The sequence below is a fragment of the Paenibacillus sp. Root52 genome (assembly GCF_001426865.1).
Lineage (GTDB): Bacteria > Bacillota > Bacilli > Paenibacillales > Paenibacillaceae > Paenibacillus.
Genome location: NZ_LMFO01000001.1, coordinates 422492 through 438845 on the forward strand (window position 1 = coordinate 422492; position 16354 = coordinate 438845).

Annotated in this window: 13 protein-coding genes; 12 read left to right on the forward strand and 1 reads right to left on the reverse strand. The window is 43.2% G+C overall.

All coding sequences use genetic code 11. The features are described from left to right. Positions 1 to 3 precede the first annotated feature (3 nt). From ASD24_RS01895 to ASD24_RS01940, 10 genes are all read left to right on the forward strand, one after another. Complete coding sequence (locus tag ASD24_RS01895) at positions 4 to 1032, forward strand: alpha/beta hydrolase family protein (protein WP_056690663.1); 1029 nt, start codon at positions 4 to 6, stop codon at positions 1030 to 1032. A 261-nt stretch (positions 1033 to 1293) separates the two neighbouring features. Further along, positions 1294 to 2592 carry an NCS2 family permease gene (locus ASD24_RS01900; RefSeq protein ID WP_056690668.1) on the forward strand — a complete coding sequence of 433 codons (1299 nt, stop codon included), beginning with the start codon at positions 1294 to 1296 and terminating at the stop codon, positions 2590 to 2592. Between the two features lie 283 nt (positions 2593 to 2875). Next, complete coding sequence (locus tag ASD24_RS01905) at positions 2876 to 3859, forward strand: alpha/beta hydrolase (protein ID WP_056690671.1); 984 nt, start codon at positions 2876 to 2878, stop codon at positions 3857 to 3859. Positions 3860 to 4074: 215 nt separating this feature from the next. Further along, complete coding sequence (locus tag ASD24_RS01910; protein ID WP_056690675.1) at positions 4075 to 5064, forward strand: alpha/beta fold hydrolase; 990 nt, start codon at positions 4075 to 4077, stop codon at positions 5062 to 5064. A 198-nt stretch (positions 5065 to 5262) separates the two neighbouring features. Continuing rightward, positions 5263 to 6474: a multidrug effflux MFS transporter gene (locus ASD24_RS01915; RefSeq protein ID WP_056690678.1), complete on the forward strand. Its 1212-nt coding sequence runs from the start codon at positions 5263 to 5265 to the stop codon at positions 6472 to 6474. Positions 6475 to 6935: 461 nt separating this feature from the next. Then, complete coding sequence (gene rarD, locus ASD24_RS01920; RefSeq protein WP_056690682.1) at positions 6936 to 7814, forward strand: EamA family transporter RarD; 879 nt, start codon at positions 6936 to 6938, stop codon at positions 7812 to 7814. A 251-nt stretch (positions 7815 to 8065) separates the two neighbouring features. Beyond that, on the forward strand, positions 8066 to 8590 hold the full coding sequence (locus ASD24_RS01925) for a heme-binding protein (protein WP_235540272.1): 525 nt from the start codon (positions 8066 to 8068) through the stop codon (positions 8588 to 8590). Positions 8591 to 8608: 18 nt separating this feature from the next. Continuing rightward, on the forward strand, positions 8609 to 9745 hold the full coding sequence (locus ASD24_RS01930) for a Gfo/Idh/MocA family protein (RefSeq protein WP_056690688.1): 1137 nt from the start codon (positions 8609 to 8611) through the stop codon (positions 9743 to 9745). A 47-nt stretch (positions 9746 to 9792) separates the two neighbouring features. Then, on the forward strand, positions 9793 to 10218 hold the full coding sequence (locus tag ASD24_RS01935) for a VOC family protein (protein WP_056690691.1): 426 nt from the start codon (positions 9793 to 9795) through the stop codon (positions 10216 to 10218). Between the two features lie 89 nt (positions 10219 to 10307). Then, the gene (locus ASD24_RS01940) at positions 10308 to 10808 is read left to right on the forward strand and encodes a PTS sugar transporter subunit IIA (RefSeq protein WP_056690694.1); all 501 of its coding nucleotides are present in this window, start codon (positions 10308 to 10310) and stop codon (positions 10806 to 10808) included. 56 nt (positions 10809 to 10864) lie between these two features. On the opposite strand, the gene ASD24_RS01945 is transcribed toward ASD24_RS01940, so the two are convergent. Continuing rightward, entirely contained in the window at positions 10865 to 12388 is a 1524-nt protein-coding gene (locus tag ASD24_RS01945; RefSeq protein ID WP_056690696.1) for a glycoside hydrolase family 43 protein, read from the reverse strand. 173 nt (positions 12389 to 12561) lie between these two features. On the opposite strand from ASD24_RS01945, the gene ASD24_RS01950 reads away from it, so the two are divergent. Then, positions 12562 to 13971 (forward strand): PTS transporter subunit EIIC, encoded by a 1410-nt coding sequence (locus tag ASD24_RS01950; protein ID WP_056690698.1) that lies wholly within the window; start codon positions 12562 to 12564, stop codon positions 13969 to 13971. A gap of 21 nt (positions 13972 to 13992) precedes the next feature. After that, positions 13993 to 16209, forward strand: coding sequence for a beta-glucosidase BglX (gene bglX, locus ASD24_RS01955; protein ID WP_056690700.1), 2217 nt, complete (start codon positions 13993 to 13995; stop codon positions 16207 to 16209). The last annotated feature ends 145 nt before the right edge of the window (positions 16210 to 16354 follow it).

The window sequence follows — 16354 nt, forward strand, 5'->3', positions numbered from 1 at the left end:
GGGATGTGGAAAAGGAAATGGGGAATTGTGCTATTGATCTTCCTGCTTATTATTGGAGGAGCGACAGCTTATGTTATAGAGCAGAATAACTTTGCCATGATTCAGCAGGATGTCGAGATTAACACACCTCAAGGAAAATTAACCGGGGTTCTCACCTTACCCCAGCAATCCAATGGCAAGGTAGGTTTAGTGCTATTCATACATGGGGATGGACCGATTAATGCGACCCACGATGATGGGTACAAACCGCTCTGGGAACGCCTTGCTACATTAGGATATGCTTCACTGTCGTTGGACAAGAGAGGTATTGGTGGTTCGGAAGGTAATTGGTTAGATCAAAGTATAGATGACCGAGTGGAGGAAGCACAGCAAGCACTGGCCTGGGCTAGACAACAGCCGATGATTGATTCGAAACGAATGGGCGTGTGGGGAGCAAGTCAGGCGGGGTGGGTTATTCCCAAATTGGCAGGCAAAGAGCCTCTCGCGTTCAGCATTCTTGTCTCTCCCGCGATCAACTGGCTGGCACAGGGCGAATACAATACGCGAAGTCAATTGCAGAAAGAAGGCAAAAGTCCGAATGAAATTGAAGAACAGGTAAATGCCGATAACCGTGTCAAAGACTTGTTGAAGGCGGGCGGGTCTTACGAAGATTATGTTAATATGACTAATCCAAAAGAAGCGATGTCTAGAGATCGCTGGATATTTGTTAGTAAGAACTACACCGCAGATGCAACAGAAGATATCGCTCATTTTAACTCGCCGATTCTGCTTATGCTAGGTGACCATGATATTAACGTTGATGTGAACGAAACGGAGAAGGTGTACAGGGAACAGGTTTCGCCTCCGGAACTATTGCACGTCAAACTGTTGCCAGATACCGAGCACTCTATGCTGTCTACTGCAACAGCAGACTCGACGATTCGGGCGCTACTGATCAGCTTGTTTGCACCAAGAAACATCACCGTTCAGGAATACATGGATGGCATTACAGAATTTTTAATCGATATAAATCAGACTCCAAAAAGCGAATAATTTATTAAAAAATATATGTAATAGTTCGTAAATGCTGTGAACAAATCGAATAATTCATTGACAATGCCTGCTAAATTTATTAATATTCGAAATGGACATCGGGTTAACACAGAGATGAGTTTGATTATTTTGGTGAAAAGCTTAGCTGTTAAATCCTAATGACGAATATAGGAGCGAATAGTTAACAATCCTATACGAAGATTAGGATTTTTTGATGTGTGGCTTAGGTTAATACTATGAAGGTTGGAGGCTGGCTTTACCATGGACAACTGGTTCAAACTGAAAGAAAGAGGCACGACTGTTTCAACAGAAATTATTGCAGGGATTACCACATTTTTCACGATGGTATACATAGTGATTGTAAACCCAGGAATTCTCAGCAGTACAGGCATGGACTTTAACGGCGTATTTATTGCTACCGTGCTCGCAAGTATTGTTGCGACTCTGATTATGGGAATCTGGTCTAACTATCCGATTGTCTTGGCACCAGGAATGGGTCTTAATGCATTCTTTGCCTACAGCGTTGTTTCTGGATATGGCGTTTCTTGGCAGGTTGCACTTGGAGCGGTATTCATTGCAGGGATTTTGTTCATTATTTTATCAATCACTTCGTTCCGTTACATGTTGCTGGATGCTATTCCAGCGAGCTTAAAACATGCGATTACAGCAGGGATTGGTTTGTTTATTACAACAGTCGGTTTGCAAAATTCGGGCATCATTACCGATTCAGAATCGAATCTGATTACGATCGGGAACTTAGCAGAGCCAATGACGTACCTGACAATCATCGGATTAATTATCACGGTTGTTCTGATGGCTTACAATGTAAAAGGCTATCTATTCATCGGAATGGTGGTTACCGCGATACTAGCCTGGGTCTTAGGACTATTCCAAATGCCAGAATCGATCGTATCTATGCCGCAAGGGCTTGGAACGACAGCGTTCCAACTGGATCTGGCAGGGGTCTTCTCCAATGGTTTGTACACGATTATATTCACATTCCTATTAATCACGTTGTTTGATACAACGGGTACAATGCTTGGTGTGGCTGAACAAGCAGGGTTGCTCAAGGATGGCAAATTCCCACGTTCACGCGGAGCGTTACTGGCAGATGCGGTAGGTACGACAACGGGTTCATTGCTCGGAACAAGTCCGACATCCGCATATATTGAGTCCAGCACAGGAGTAGCGGCAGGAGGAAGAACAGGACTGACTGCAATTACAGTGAGTGTGTTGCTTGCCGTGACGTTGTTCTTTGCGCCAATCGTAAGTGTGATCTCCGGCATTCCGGCGATTACATCGCCAGCGCTCATTATTGTCGGGTACTTTATGATTAATGTGATCAGTAAAATTGATTGGAAGGATCTAGAAGAAGCATTCCCTGCCTTCCTGATTATCATATTGACTCCGCTAACGCATAGTATTGCGACAGGTATTGGTATCGGTTTTATCTTCTATCCAGTGCTCAAGCTGCTTCGCGGCAAAGGCAAAGACGTACACCCGATATTCTACATTTTTGCAGTATTGTTCTTCATCCAGCTCGTGTTCCTCGATCACTAAGACTCATGACCCAAGAATAACGAAGGCTGATTCTAGATCAAGAAGCATGATGATCATAACTCAACAAGAAACGATGTAATGCATAAGGAGAATTGCTTATATACAGCAGTTCTCTTTTTTTATATTCATCCATTATTCGCTTGTTCATATTCAGTTCATATTCCCGTCATGAAGGGGACATCTTGTTTACTTATACTTGGAATGTCGATTCAAAATGAATTTTTGAATCCATTGTTTACATAATGTTGCCATGGCGGCATGACAGATATAAGGACAGGAGAAGATGAACGTGGCAGAAACGGTAGAGAGTAAAGTTGGAACAAAGGGACGTAAGAAACGGAAATTATGGTTGAAAATCATTGGAGGAATCGTCGGAGCGTTTGTACTATTCTTAGGCATTACGTTTATCGTAAATGTGATTAGCACCAATATGGAGAAAAATAAAATTGAATCCTATGGTCAATATGTTGAAGTGGACGGGAAGAAAATGAATGTTTCTATTCAAGGCAGCGGCGAACAAACGATTGTACTCTTGCCCGGTCAAGGAACTCCATCCCCTGTGCTAGATTTCAAATTGTTGATTGATGAATTAACACCGAGTTACAAAGTGGTGGCGATTGAGCCCTTTGGTTATGGATTGAGTGATGAAACCAAGAAGGAGCGGACGACAGCGAATATCGTCAGTGAAATTCACGAGGCTGTGCAACAGCTTGGTATTGACCGTTATGTGTTGATGGGGCATTCGATCACAGGACTCTATGGGGTTACTTATGTGAACAATTATCCGGATGAGGTTCTTGCTTTTATTGGTATCGATAGCAGTGTACCGAATCAACCCGGTATGGATGTCAAATTACCATTGAAATCGATGCAGTTCCTTCAAACATCAGGGATAATGAGATTAATCAAAAAAGTAAGTGGAGATTCCTATAAATCGCTTGCATTTGATGAACATACTAAGGATCAGATGAATCTGATCTCAAATAAAGTCTCGAGTAACGATACAATGATAGACGAGCTCAAGCATCTAGGTTCTAATTTCAAAAATAGCGAAAAACTCACCTATCCGCGTAATCTGCCCGTGCTACTCTTCGTGCAATCCAATAACGAGCACAATCCACAGTGGATTCCGCTACATGAGGAGCAGGTGAAACAATCTGCACAGGGCAAAATGATTCCGATGGAAGGTTCTCATTACCTCCATCATACGAAATTCCAAGAGATCGCCGCGGAATTCAAAGCGTATATGAAAGAGATTCAACTATAATTAATGTGGGAGCTGAACGTATAGAACCCCTGACCGTTAATCGTAGGTATGCGATTAGCGGTTTCTTTTTCATCAGATATCTCAGCAGCTTAACATTTAACAACTTAGTTCATATTGCGTTCATATTGTATTCATAGAGAAGACAACTTCGTTCGGTAGACTAGTATAGAGAAATGCAAGACAAGTTGCACAGATATATAGAGGAGTTGATATGTTTGAAACCATCCGTAGTGAAGGAAGGAAGAAAGAGCAGTAAAACCAAGAGATTGTTACATATTTTACTCAAAATATTTGCTGCGATCCTTATAGCCATATTACTGTTTATCGCTGGCGTGTATACGTATAATCAAATCGCTAGTCATTCAGAACAAAAAAGAATTGAGCCTTATGGTCAATATGTGTCTGTAGATGGAAAACAGATGAATGTGCTCATTCAGGGGGAAGGTGAGGAGACTGTAGTCATTCTGCCTGGTTACGGCAATGCGGCACCTGGACTTGATTTTGAGCCATTGCTATCAGAATTAACCCCTTATTATAAAGTGGTTGTGGTGGAGCCTTTTGGTTACGGATTGAGCGATCAAACCGATAAAGAACGTTCCACGGAACAGATTGTAAGTGAAATTCATCAAGCCTTACAGCGTCTTCAGATTGATCGTTATATCCTGATGGCTCACTCCATTTCAGGATTATACAGTTTGGATTATGTGAACCAATATCCTGACGAAGTGAGCGCATATATCGGGCTTGATAGCAGCGTTCCAACACTGAGCGAACAGAAGATTGATTCGTCAGTGACCAATCAGATCAAGTGGTTCCGTAATTTGGGCTTCCCCCGCATTCAATTGATGCTCAGTGATGATCCGTATGATGAACTGCCTTATGATGAAGTGACGAAAGAACAATTGCAAATATTAAGACAAAAAAATATGTATAACACGACGCAATTAAATGAAGCTGTGAGTATGTATTCGAATTTCCAATCAGCAGCGCAATTATCTTTTCCACCCAATCTCCCTGTCCAGTTCTTTGTTCAGGCCAAGCATCCGGTAACGCCTGAATGGGCACCCGAACACGAGAAGCAACTAGCGAATTCTGTTCATGCAGAGATGGTTTTACTGGAGGCAAATCATTATTTATATCGAACCCATGCCAAAGAAATTGCTGCAAAAGTAAGAGAGTTTACTGGAGCATTAACTACGCAATGAATCTAGTGAATGTGGAATATGTTGACCCAGTTGAATAGGAACCAAACAGGAACGGACGGCTCGCATATCTTCACTTGCGGCTCGTTCGTTCTTTACATTTAAAATTAATGATTGTAATTTTCATAGGTTCAACTTTAAAATATAACGATGTGTATCAATTTATTTAAAAATATAGATGAAGTGGAGACTTAAGGAATCATGACAAAAAGAAAGCAATGGAATGTGATTGGTCTAGCTCTATTGTTGGGCGTATTTTCAACGTTAGGACCATTTACAATCGATATGTATTTACCGGCATTTCCTGAAATTGCAGCGATGTTCAACACCAATGCATCACTGGTTCAGTTCAGTCTTACAGCTTGTTTATTGGGATTAGGTATGGGCCAGCTCGTTGTGGGGCCAATCAGTGATGCTCATGGCAGACGTAAACCTTTGCTAATCTCTATGGTTGCTTATATCATCTGCTCCTTAGCGTGTGCGTACTCGCCTAATATTGGTATGTTAATCTTGTTCCGGTTCACACAAGGATTTGCAGCTTCCGCAGGGATCGTTATTTCTCGCGCTATTGCTCGTGACTTGTATAGTGGCCATGAGCTAACTAAATTTTTCTCTCTACTGTTGCTTGTAGGAAATCTCGGTCCTTTGGCAGCTCCAATTGCAGGTAGTGGGGTGCTTACGTTCACATCGTGGCCGGGTGTGTTTATTTCCCTCGCGATCCTAGGCGTTTTCTTGTACATTATGACGCAATGGCGTCTTAAAGAAACGAATCCTCCTGAAAAGCGCGTCGCGCCGAATTTTAAACTTCAACTTCGTGGTTATGGTACAATGCTGCGTGATCGCAAGTTTGTTGGTTACATGCTGGCACAGGGTATTATGACCGCGGGTGTATTCGCTTATGTTGCAGGTACACCGTTTATTTACCAGAACATATACGGTGTAAGTCCGACGGTATTCTCCATATTGTTTGCATCTAATGGAATTAGCTTAATCATTGGCTCGCAGATTGTGGGACGCATGTCACACCGCATTCCTGAGCAGACGCTTCTGTTATCCGGACTGTGGCTTGCGCTCATATCGAGTGTTGTCGTTGTAGTGGTAACGATTGCTCAAGGGCCACTGTTTGCTCTGGTTCTTCCATTGTTCTTCTTCGTATGTTCAATCGGTATTACGTCAACTGCCGCATTCCCACTCGCTATGGAAAGCCAATCCAAAATGGCTGGTAGTGCAGCGGCGCTTCTAGGTGTCGTACCCTTTGTATTAGGAGCTTTGGTTGCTCCAATCGTTGGTATTGCGGGAGAGGACACGGCTGTTCCGCTCGGACTTACTTTGTTAGGAACGAGTATTGTCGCGGTCGTTACTTATTTTTTACTCGTGGCTAAGAAAGATCAGAACTCCGCTCAGACGCATTAAGCATTGTGCGTTATATTATATGAACACTGAACGATAAATCGATTTAGAAAATGGATATGTAATTATGCGGATAAATGAATCAATGATAAGTGAAGAGTTGATTCTTTATCCGCACATATTTAATGGAAGTTAAAAACATAGACTGATCCATAAACTCGATACACTACCTCTAACCATCTCACTACATAGGAAAGAGTATGCTCTTCATTTAAACTGATTTCCCACGAACATTCGTTTTACTAAGAGCTTAATTCGGAAGACCCTAGGCATCTATTTTACGAATACGCTCCAATCGTTTGTACAGACATTGCCCTCCTAATCGACTAGTTGTGCAGTGCAATATGTAACGCAGTTGAACCAGAGGGTCTTTTCTGCTGTCAGATTATTGTCTTTACTTACATATGGAATGAGGCGTATAATCCGTTCAGACATCATAGAGAGAAAAGAGGAATTCATACATTATGAACAACGGGTTGGTTAACGCTATAATTGCGTATATCATGTGGGGGATTCTCCCGCTTTATTGGAAGTTATTTAATCATGTGCCGGCAGGTGAGATTCTGTCTCATCGGGTAGTCTGGTCATTTGTCTTCATGGGCATTCTGGTCGCGATCCAGCGCCGCTGGGGTGAGATGAAACGAATTCTGGCTAATCGGACACAACTGCTAGCCCTCACCGCCAGTGGATTGTTGATCGCTGCCAACTGGCTAATCTTCATCTGGGCAGTCAACAACGGGCATGTTGTCGAGACAAGCCTTGGTTATTATCTGAACCCGCTACTGAATGTATTGTTAGCGGTGATGTTCCTTCGTGAGAAGCCCAATCGGGGTCAATGGCTGGCTATTGCTATTGCTGGAGCGGCTGTGCTTATCATCGCCATCGACTACGGACGGTTCCCGTGGGTCGCGATCTCACTTGCTGTATCCTTTGGTTTGTATGGTCTGGCGAAGAAGAAGATTGCTCAGGATGCTTCGGTAGGATTGCTGTCAGAGACAGCGGTAGTTCTCCCCATTGCACTTGGTTACTGGATCTATCTGGGGATTGTAGGGAAAACGACGGCTTGGACGCTGCCGACACCAATGTTCCTTGAATTACTTCTTTCTGGGGTAGTAACGGCGTTGCCGTTGTTGTTCTTTGCCCGAGCAGCCGCGCGGTTGTCACTGTCCACACTTGGATTCGTACAATACATTGGCCCGACGATTATGCTGGTACTCAGTGTATTTGTGTTCAAAGAATCCGTATCGCCTGTTCTGCTTGTCGGTTTCGGATTCATATGGGTTGCACTCGTCGTTTATGCTACGGCATCGATTCTTGCCACGAAACTTGCTAAGGCAAGTTAAGACGAATTGCACGTTAACATCTCATGGCTCACTCCGCCTAGTCAGCGAAGTGAGTCATTTTTTGTTGTTATCAACTAAATTGAGAAATAAACAGTCAACCATGTCGTTCTTTTAATCGGAGCGGCTTTTTTGAATCAAAGTCATATTTAAGATCCATCTAGAAAAACAATGATTTGGTCAATAAATGTCTGTGGTTTCGATATTATGTTGAGGGTTGAATGGTGTTATTCTATTTGCACTAAACGTTATTAGTGGAATTTTACTATTTCAAAAATACAGGGAGTGCACAGATGTTAGATCATGCTCAGAATGCTCAGTTGTTATTGTGTAAGGAGCAAGAGGCTAAATATCGGTTTGAGGAACTTAGACAACAAGATATCTGTCAGATAGGCGAATACTTGAAGGAAATAAGCATGAAACAGGAGAAGCCGGTGGCCGTGGAAGCTGCCTTAGGCAACTTTGTTGTGTTTAGGTTCTACCCGGAAGGCAGAGGGATTTATGAAGAGACTTGGATTTCTGGGAAGCGAAATACGGTCACGGCATTCGGAATAAGCAGTAAACATGCGATGTTGAAGATGATTGATAAGGGATTGAAGCCAGGACATTCCTTTTCCGACTTAGACCCAGGTAGATTTGTTCTGAGCGGGGGTGGGTTCCCTTTGAAACTGAAGAATGGATTGTTAGTGGGCTCCCTATGTGTATCAGGTCTTCATGATGATGTAGATCACAGCCTTTTAATAGAAGCATTAGACCGATATTTTCAACAAATGAAATAAAAGTATAGGAGTGAGCAGATGACCAACCTCCAGAAAATGAAAACAGCCGTTATAGGATATGGGCAAATAAGTGGAGTTTATTTGGAAAATATGATCAATCAATTCGAAATCTTGGATGTCGTCAGTTGTGGCGGAACCAATATTCACAAGGCTGAAGAGAAGGCAAGCTCTTATGGGATAAAAGGGATGCATATGGATGAGATTTTACAGGACCCGGAGATTGAGATGGTTGTTAATCTAACCCCTGCAACAGCTCATTATGGGATTATTAAGCAGGCATTAGAAGCAGGTAAGCATGTCTATACAGAGAAAATTGTGACCCCGAGTCTAGCGGAAGCGCTCGAATTAAAGACCTTTGCCGAGAGACAAAACCTGAGACTCGGATGTGCGCCAGATACCTTTCTTGGAGCTGCCATTCAAACGGCTCGTCATGTGATTGATCATGGTGGGATAGGCAAAGTGATGACATGTCATGCAGCAGTTAACCGCGATATGGGCTTCTTATATGAACCAGGAGCTTTTACAACGAAGCCTGGCGGTGGGATCGGTTTTGATGTAGGAATCTACTATACTACAGCACTCCTAAGTATTCTTGGCCCAGTTGAAAAGGTAAGCGGATTCGCTGATAATACGCAATCAACATACGTTGTTGAGAACCCTGCATCACCTCATTTTGGTGAAACCTTGGAGACCCGGAACGAGAATATCATGATTGCAAGCATGAGATATAAGAATGGCGTATATGGAACAGTGAACTTTAATGCCAATACCATATGGCCGCAAGTCCCTGTCTTAACGATCTACGGAACAGAGGGTATATTGTATCTGCCTGATCCAGATCGATTCGGAGGCAAAGTTCTGTTACAGAAGAAAGGAATGTCAGAACCCATCGAGATTCCACACATGTACGGATACAGTGAGAATTCCAGAGGTCTTGGTGTCGCTGAAATGGCATGGGCTATCAGGCAGGGAAGACCCCATCGGGCAAGTATGGATATGGCTTGTCACGCCGTTGAAATTTTGAATGGTATCGTTCAATCTTCGGAGACAGGTGTGACCCAGACGATGGAAACGGAATTCGAGCGGTTGCCAGGATTGCCAGAGGGCTATCTCAATCATTACTTGGGGAGAAGCCAAGAGGCTGCTTTAATTTGATCTTCCGCTCTAATCTATCTTAATTCACCATGAAAGGAGAGAAGCAGATGAACGTGTTAAGTATTGCTCATGCTGGAATGAAGGTGAAAGATATGGAAAGATCACTGCAATTTTATTGTGATGGATTAGGGTTTAAACGTAAATTCACATTGTATCGAGATGAAGAACAATCCCAGCCATGGATTGAGTATCTTGAATTCGGAGACAAACAGTTTGTAGAACTGTTCTATAGCTATGAGGAGAGAAAAGAACGTCCTAATCTGAAAGAGTACTATGCGATGTATCATCTTGCACTAGTCGTTGACGATATTCATGAAGCTGCTCAGCAATTCAGAGCCAAAGGCATTCCTCTTAAAAGCGAGCCTATACTGGGACCTGATCACACGTGGCAGTTATGGATTGTAGATCCCGATGGAAATGAGCTTGAGATTATGCAATATACGGAGAAGTCATTTCAGTTGGTTGGTACATAAGCAATGGATAAGAGCCAATCACTGTAAATTAGTTGGTGCTTCATATCATAGCTCCATCATTATGAGTCAGATTAAAGGAGAAGTTGCCTGTGTTTTTGGGATGGAAAAAGAAAAACAATGTAAACGAAGTGTTGGTTGGTGCACCTATTATCGGAAAGATCGTTCCGCTAGAGCAAGTAGAAGACGAAGCGTTTGCTACCAGATCGATGGGTGACGGTGTCGCAATTCTACCGAGTGAGGGGAAGGTATTCGCGCCATTTGACGGGACTGTGGCTTATATAATGGATAAGAGCAAGCATGCCATGCTGCTTGAGCACAAGTCAGGCGTCCAGATGTTGATCCATGTCGGAATGAATACGGTTTCTCTTAAGGGAAAAGGATTTACATTACATGTGGCTACCGGAGCAAAAATTAAAAAGGGTCAGCTATTGCTTGAGTTTGATATCGAACAAATTCAGCAAGAAGGCATTTCAATAATTACTCCGATCGTAGTATCTGTCGGGCAAGATTTAGTTAAACAAGTCGATATTCTGCTAGAAAGTGATCAAGAAACACAGTTGAGTAGTGATTTGCTGCGTATCCAATTGTAAACATACGAAAAAACAACGAATGTCTGCCATTCGTTGTTTTTTCGTTCAAGTTCAATCTAAGCTTGATATTCAAACCAATCAAAATAGGCCGGGGATTCGGATGTTTTGCCGTTTCCAGTTGCATAGAGACCGAAATAAACACCAGTGAAGCCGCCGGTAACCTCAGTGGATAACAAGCTGGTTTCTGCATGTCCTAGTAGTGTGGATTGCTTATCATGAGATGCGCGATACGAGAATGTATATTGTGCTTTTGTAGCCTGGATCTCTAAGACAATCTCTTTTCCAACATATTCTTGTATCGCTGCGACCATACAGATGGAACCTGCTCTTGTTCGAAGCAGGACGGAGCGCTTACCATTCACATGTGCGAGCGCCAATTCGTAATGATGCTTTTCATTCATATATACGGTAAGTCCAGCTTCTTCATTCTCTTTCGGGTCAAACTCAAGTAGCGTAGATACAGTGCAATCAAAATGCTTTTGGCGACAACCAATAAATGCCGGTGAATCTATATCATTCAATGTTTGCGGAGAGCCCTTCAATGTTAACCAACTTGGACGATGCGTAAGTGACCAATTTGAAGGATCGGGATTACGCAGGAAGTTCCATCGATAACTTAATTCGGGTGTAGTAAAATGATCGAGTGGTTCTAGAACCTGGAGTTGTTCTGTGCCAAAATCAGGACCCGTCATGTTGGCTTGAAGCTGCCCATCTATTCCGATTATCGGCCAACCATCCTCAGACCAGGTTACGGGAGCCAGCATAGTCTCTCTCCCCAAATGATGTCTTCTTGAAATCGGACGAATACCCAGCAGAACAGCCCACCAGCTCCCGTCATGAGCCTGAATCAGATCGGCATGACCTGTAGCCTGAATCGGATGTCCAGTGCTGCGATGGCTTAACACCGGATTGGTAGGGGCACTCTCGTAAGGCCCGAATGGATTATCGCTACGTGCAACGGTAACCATATGGCCATACTCTGTGCCTCCCTCGGAGATCATCAAATAGTATTGATCATGGATATGGTAAAGGTGAGGGCCTTCCGGGGATTTCCCACCGGTTCCTCTCCATATAAGTTGACGAGCCGACAATAACTTTCCTGTCTGTAGGTTGATTTCTGCTTGGTAAATACCTGGTTCCTCATTAGTAAATGCATTGGTTCCCGTAATATACACACGTCCATCTCCATCAAACAATAGAGAGGGATCTATGCCTTGCCAATCTAACCAAACGGGTTCAGACCATGGTCCTGAAGGATCGCTTGCACGGACATAGAAATTCCGAAAGCCATCATCACCTTTACCTGACACTAGTGTCGTAACCATATAAAAGGTTCCTTCGTGATAACGAATCGTTGGGGCAAAAATGCCCATCGAGCTTTCGAGATTCGAGAGATTCAACTGCTCTGGACGAGTTAAGCAATAACCAATCTGTTGCCAATTTACCAAGTCTCGACTATGAAAAATAGGCACACCGGGAAAGTAATGAAACGAACTGTTCACTAAGTAATAATCTTCGCCTACGCTACAAATGCTGGGATCAGGATAGAAACCTGAAATAACGGGATTGTTAAATTTCATATATGTTCTCCTAGAATTAAATTGAATATCACCTAGAATAACTGAAATGGCTTAAATAAAATACAGTGAAATGGTCAATGAAATCATGTGATTTGGTTATTATTCCGATCGCGCTATATCGATACAATCAAATATATTAACAGTTTTGACATTGAGAAGTAGGGGGAAGCAACATGGCAGATAAACAAAATGTAAGGGATTACTGCACCCTTGCCAAAACGATATATGATGGGGTGGGTGGAGAAGAGAATATACAGTCCTTGACTCACTGCATGACCAGACTTCGTTTTGTACTTAGAGATGAAAGCGTGGCCGCAACAGAGAAACTGAAGAAAACCGAAGGTGTACTAAATGTATTGCAGTCTGGAGGACAATATCAGGTTATTGTGGGGACGCATGTAGAGCATGTATTTAATGCTGTGGAGAATGTTAGGGGTTCGAAGGGAGAAGCTGCACCTCGTCAGAACGAGAATAATGAAAAGAGCGAGCAACCGGAACAAAATGAGAAAAAAGGATTGTCTCTGTTACTAGATACGATCTCAAGCATATTCCTACCGATTATGGCAGGTATGATGGGTGCCGGTATCCTCAAAGGAATACTTGTTATGTGCACCACCTTGGGTTGGATGTCAGCAGAGAGTGGTACGTATGCCGTTCTGTATGCTGCTGCCGATGCATTCTTTTATTTCCTTCCAGTGATATTGGCGGTTACTTCTGCTAAAAAATTCGGAGCTAACCAATCGGTCGCATTGGCGATTGCAGGTGCATTCCTGTATCCAAACTTAGTAGCTCTACAAGCGGCAGGAAGCTCCATTTCCTTCATAGGTATTCCAGTCAAACTCATTAACTATGGATCATCCGTTATTCCAGTGATAGCGGCAGTATATATCTTATCTAAGCTAGAGAAGTTTTTGAACAAAATTATGCCTCAGTTGGTTAAAGGTATTTTCGTGCCTGTATTGTGTATTGCCATTATGGTACCGGCTTCATTGATTGTTATTGGGCCATTGACAAGTCTGCTAGGTGATTCGGTGGCAGCCGGATACACAGCGTTATATGAATTTATGCCAGCTGTGGCAGGTCTGATCTTGGCTGTATTATGGCCAATCCTAGTGATTTTCGGCGCACACTGGGGACTCGTGCCAATTGTTATGAACAATTTTGCGGTCTATGGCTACGATACGTTGCTTCCGGTTACAATCGGTACCAACTTTGCAATGGGTGGAGCGGCTCTCGCTGTATTCTTGAAAACGAAGAATAGAACATTGAAGGAATTTGCAGGATCATCTTCATTCTCAGCGATCGTCGGAGGCGTAACCGAACCTGCCATCTATGGCGTCAATCTGAAGTACAAAAAACCTTTCTATATTGCTTGCGCTAGCATTGGACTAGGAGGCATTATTGTAGGTCTGGCTTCTGCCCAGTATCCTGCGATGTTCACGGTATCAGCGTTGACCCTTCCGGCTATCGCTGTCCTGAAAGGTGGCATCTCCATGCTGATTGCCGCAATCGTTGGCTTTGTTGGAGCATTCGCTGGAACATACCTCTTTGGCTACAACGACCGGATGCTTGATGAAAACTAAAGATATGGGGAACACAAAAAAATGAATAATACGCAATTACTGAATTTATTAAATACACTCACCATAGAAGAAAAGATAGGACAACTTATTCAGCTTTCCGGAGACTTCTTCAACGCAGGAGCAATGGCAGTGGGGCCGATGGAGAAGCTGGGAATCACGCAAGAGATGGTTCAACTGACTGGGTCTGTACTCAATGTATTAGGGGCAGAGAAGGTTACTACCATACAACGCGATTATATGGAAAAAAGTCGTCACAAGATTCCTTTATTATTTATGGCTGATATCGTATATGGTTACAAAACGGTTTTTCCCATCCCACTGGCATTAGGGAGTAGTTGGAATCCTGAGCTTGTGAAATGGTGTAATCGTCTTACAGCAAAGGAAGCATGCGCAGCAGGTGCGCATGTAACCTTTGCACCAATGGTAGATGTGGTTCGTGATGCTAGATGGGGACGGAGCATGGAGTCTACTGGAGAAGATACTTATTTGAATAGTGTATTTGCCAAGGCCATGGTAGAAGGATTTCAAGGTGATTTTACACCTGGCGAGAGCTTAGCTTCCTGTGTGAAACACTATGCTGCGTATGGGGCTCCTGAAGGTGGACGTGACTATAACACAGTAGATATGTCCGAAAGAAGGCTCCGTGAAGAGTATCTACCGCCATATAAAGCCGCGGTAGATGCAGGCTGTGAATTGGTTATGACCTCCTTTAACACCGTTGACGAGATTCCAGCTACCGCGAATCAATGGTTAATGGACGAAGTGTTACGCCAGGAATGGGGCTTCGATGGGGTTTTGATCACAGATTATGCAGCCATATCTGAACTCATTGCCCATGGTGTAGCTGAGAACGAGAAGCACGCTGCCAGACTAGCGATGGAGGCTAGCGTTGATATTGATATGAAGACATCCTGTTATGCCAACCAGCTTAAGCCTTTGCTGGAGGACGGAGCAATTAGTCAACAGAAGCTAGATGAAGCTGTTCTCCGTGTATTGAGATTGAAAAATAAGCTAGGATTGTTCGAAGATCCCTTCAGAGGTGCCAGCATAGCGAAAGAACAAGAACTGAAGGAAAGTTACGAAAGCAAAAGCTTGTCCAGAAAAGCAGCAACCGAATCTCTTGTCTTGCTTCAGAATTCGAAGAACACATTACCACTCACTAAAGCAACTAAAGTGGCTCTAATCGGGCCGTATGCGAATAGTCAGGAATTAAATGGATTATGGGCGGTGTATGGAGACAAAAGTCAGGTCATTACGGTGAAAAAGGCTTTTGAAGAAATCATGCCATCGGATTGCTTCAAGTATACACAAGGATGTGCCTTACTAGAGAGTTTGGATGGACTTGGCGATTTTGGTTTCTTTGCCTCCGAAGCAAATGCACTGAATACCGACGAGGCTAGAGAAGCGGAAAAAAACAAGGCTATCGAACTTGCAAAATGGGCTGATGTTGTCATTTTTGCGATGGGAGAACATACCTTGCAAAGCGGTGAGGCGGGAAGCAGAACCGATCTAACTTTGCCTAAAATTCAAACCGATTTTATGAACGAAGTGCTGCCATGGGTTAAACGTTCCGTACTTCTGCTCTTCAACGGTAGACCTTTAGTACTCACGGACATCAAAGATCGAGTAGATGCCATACTTGAATGCTGGTTCCCGGGTACAGAAGGCGGACATGCTATTGTGGATTTGGTCATGGGGCATGTGAATCCATCGGGCCGATTAACGATGAGTTTTCCCTATACCGTAGGTCAGGTTCCAGTCTATTACAACGGATTTAACACGGGAAGACCGCCAAAAAGCTCTACACACAGCCTTCGCTTTACTTCGCGTTATTTGGACAGTCCGAATGAACCGTTATATCCTTTTGGGTTCGGCTTGTCATATCACGTTGCGGAGTATACTAACTTGAAGCTAAGTCATGCGAATATGCGAGCCGGTCAAGAAATTGAAGCTACGATTGAGGTTCACAACACGAGTGATGTTGAGGGAGAAGAAGTGGTTCAGCTCTACATTCGCGATCTTGTAGGGAGTGTCGTGCGACCGATCAAGGAATTGCGAGGCTTTCAGAAGATTCATCTGCTCCCTAGCGAGACCAAACAGATCAGCTTTAAAATCACAGAAGAACTGCTGAAATTCCATACCAAAAGTATGAGGTATGAGGCAGAACCGGGTTATTTTGAAGTTTATATTGGCAATAGCTCGGACAGTAACATGTGTGCTCAATTTCGATTAGAATAGAGGCAATCTGAAGAAGCAGGGTTTTGTGACGATAACAAAACGACTGCTTCTTCGTTTATCGTATTTCATTATATACAAATTGAACTAAAGCATTTTATAATCGTAAAAGCACGAACGAAATAGGTTTTTTTACATCGTAGTTCGT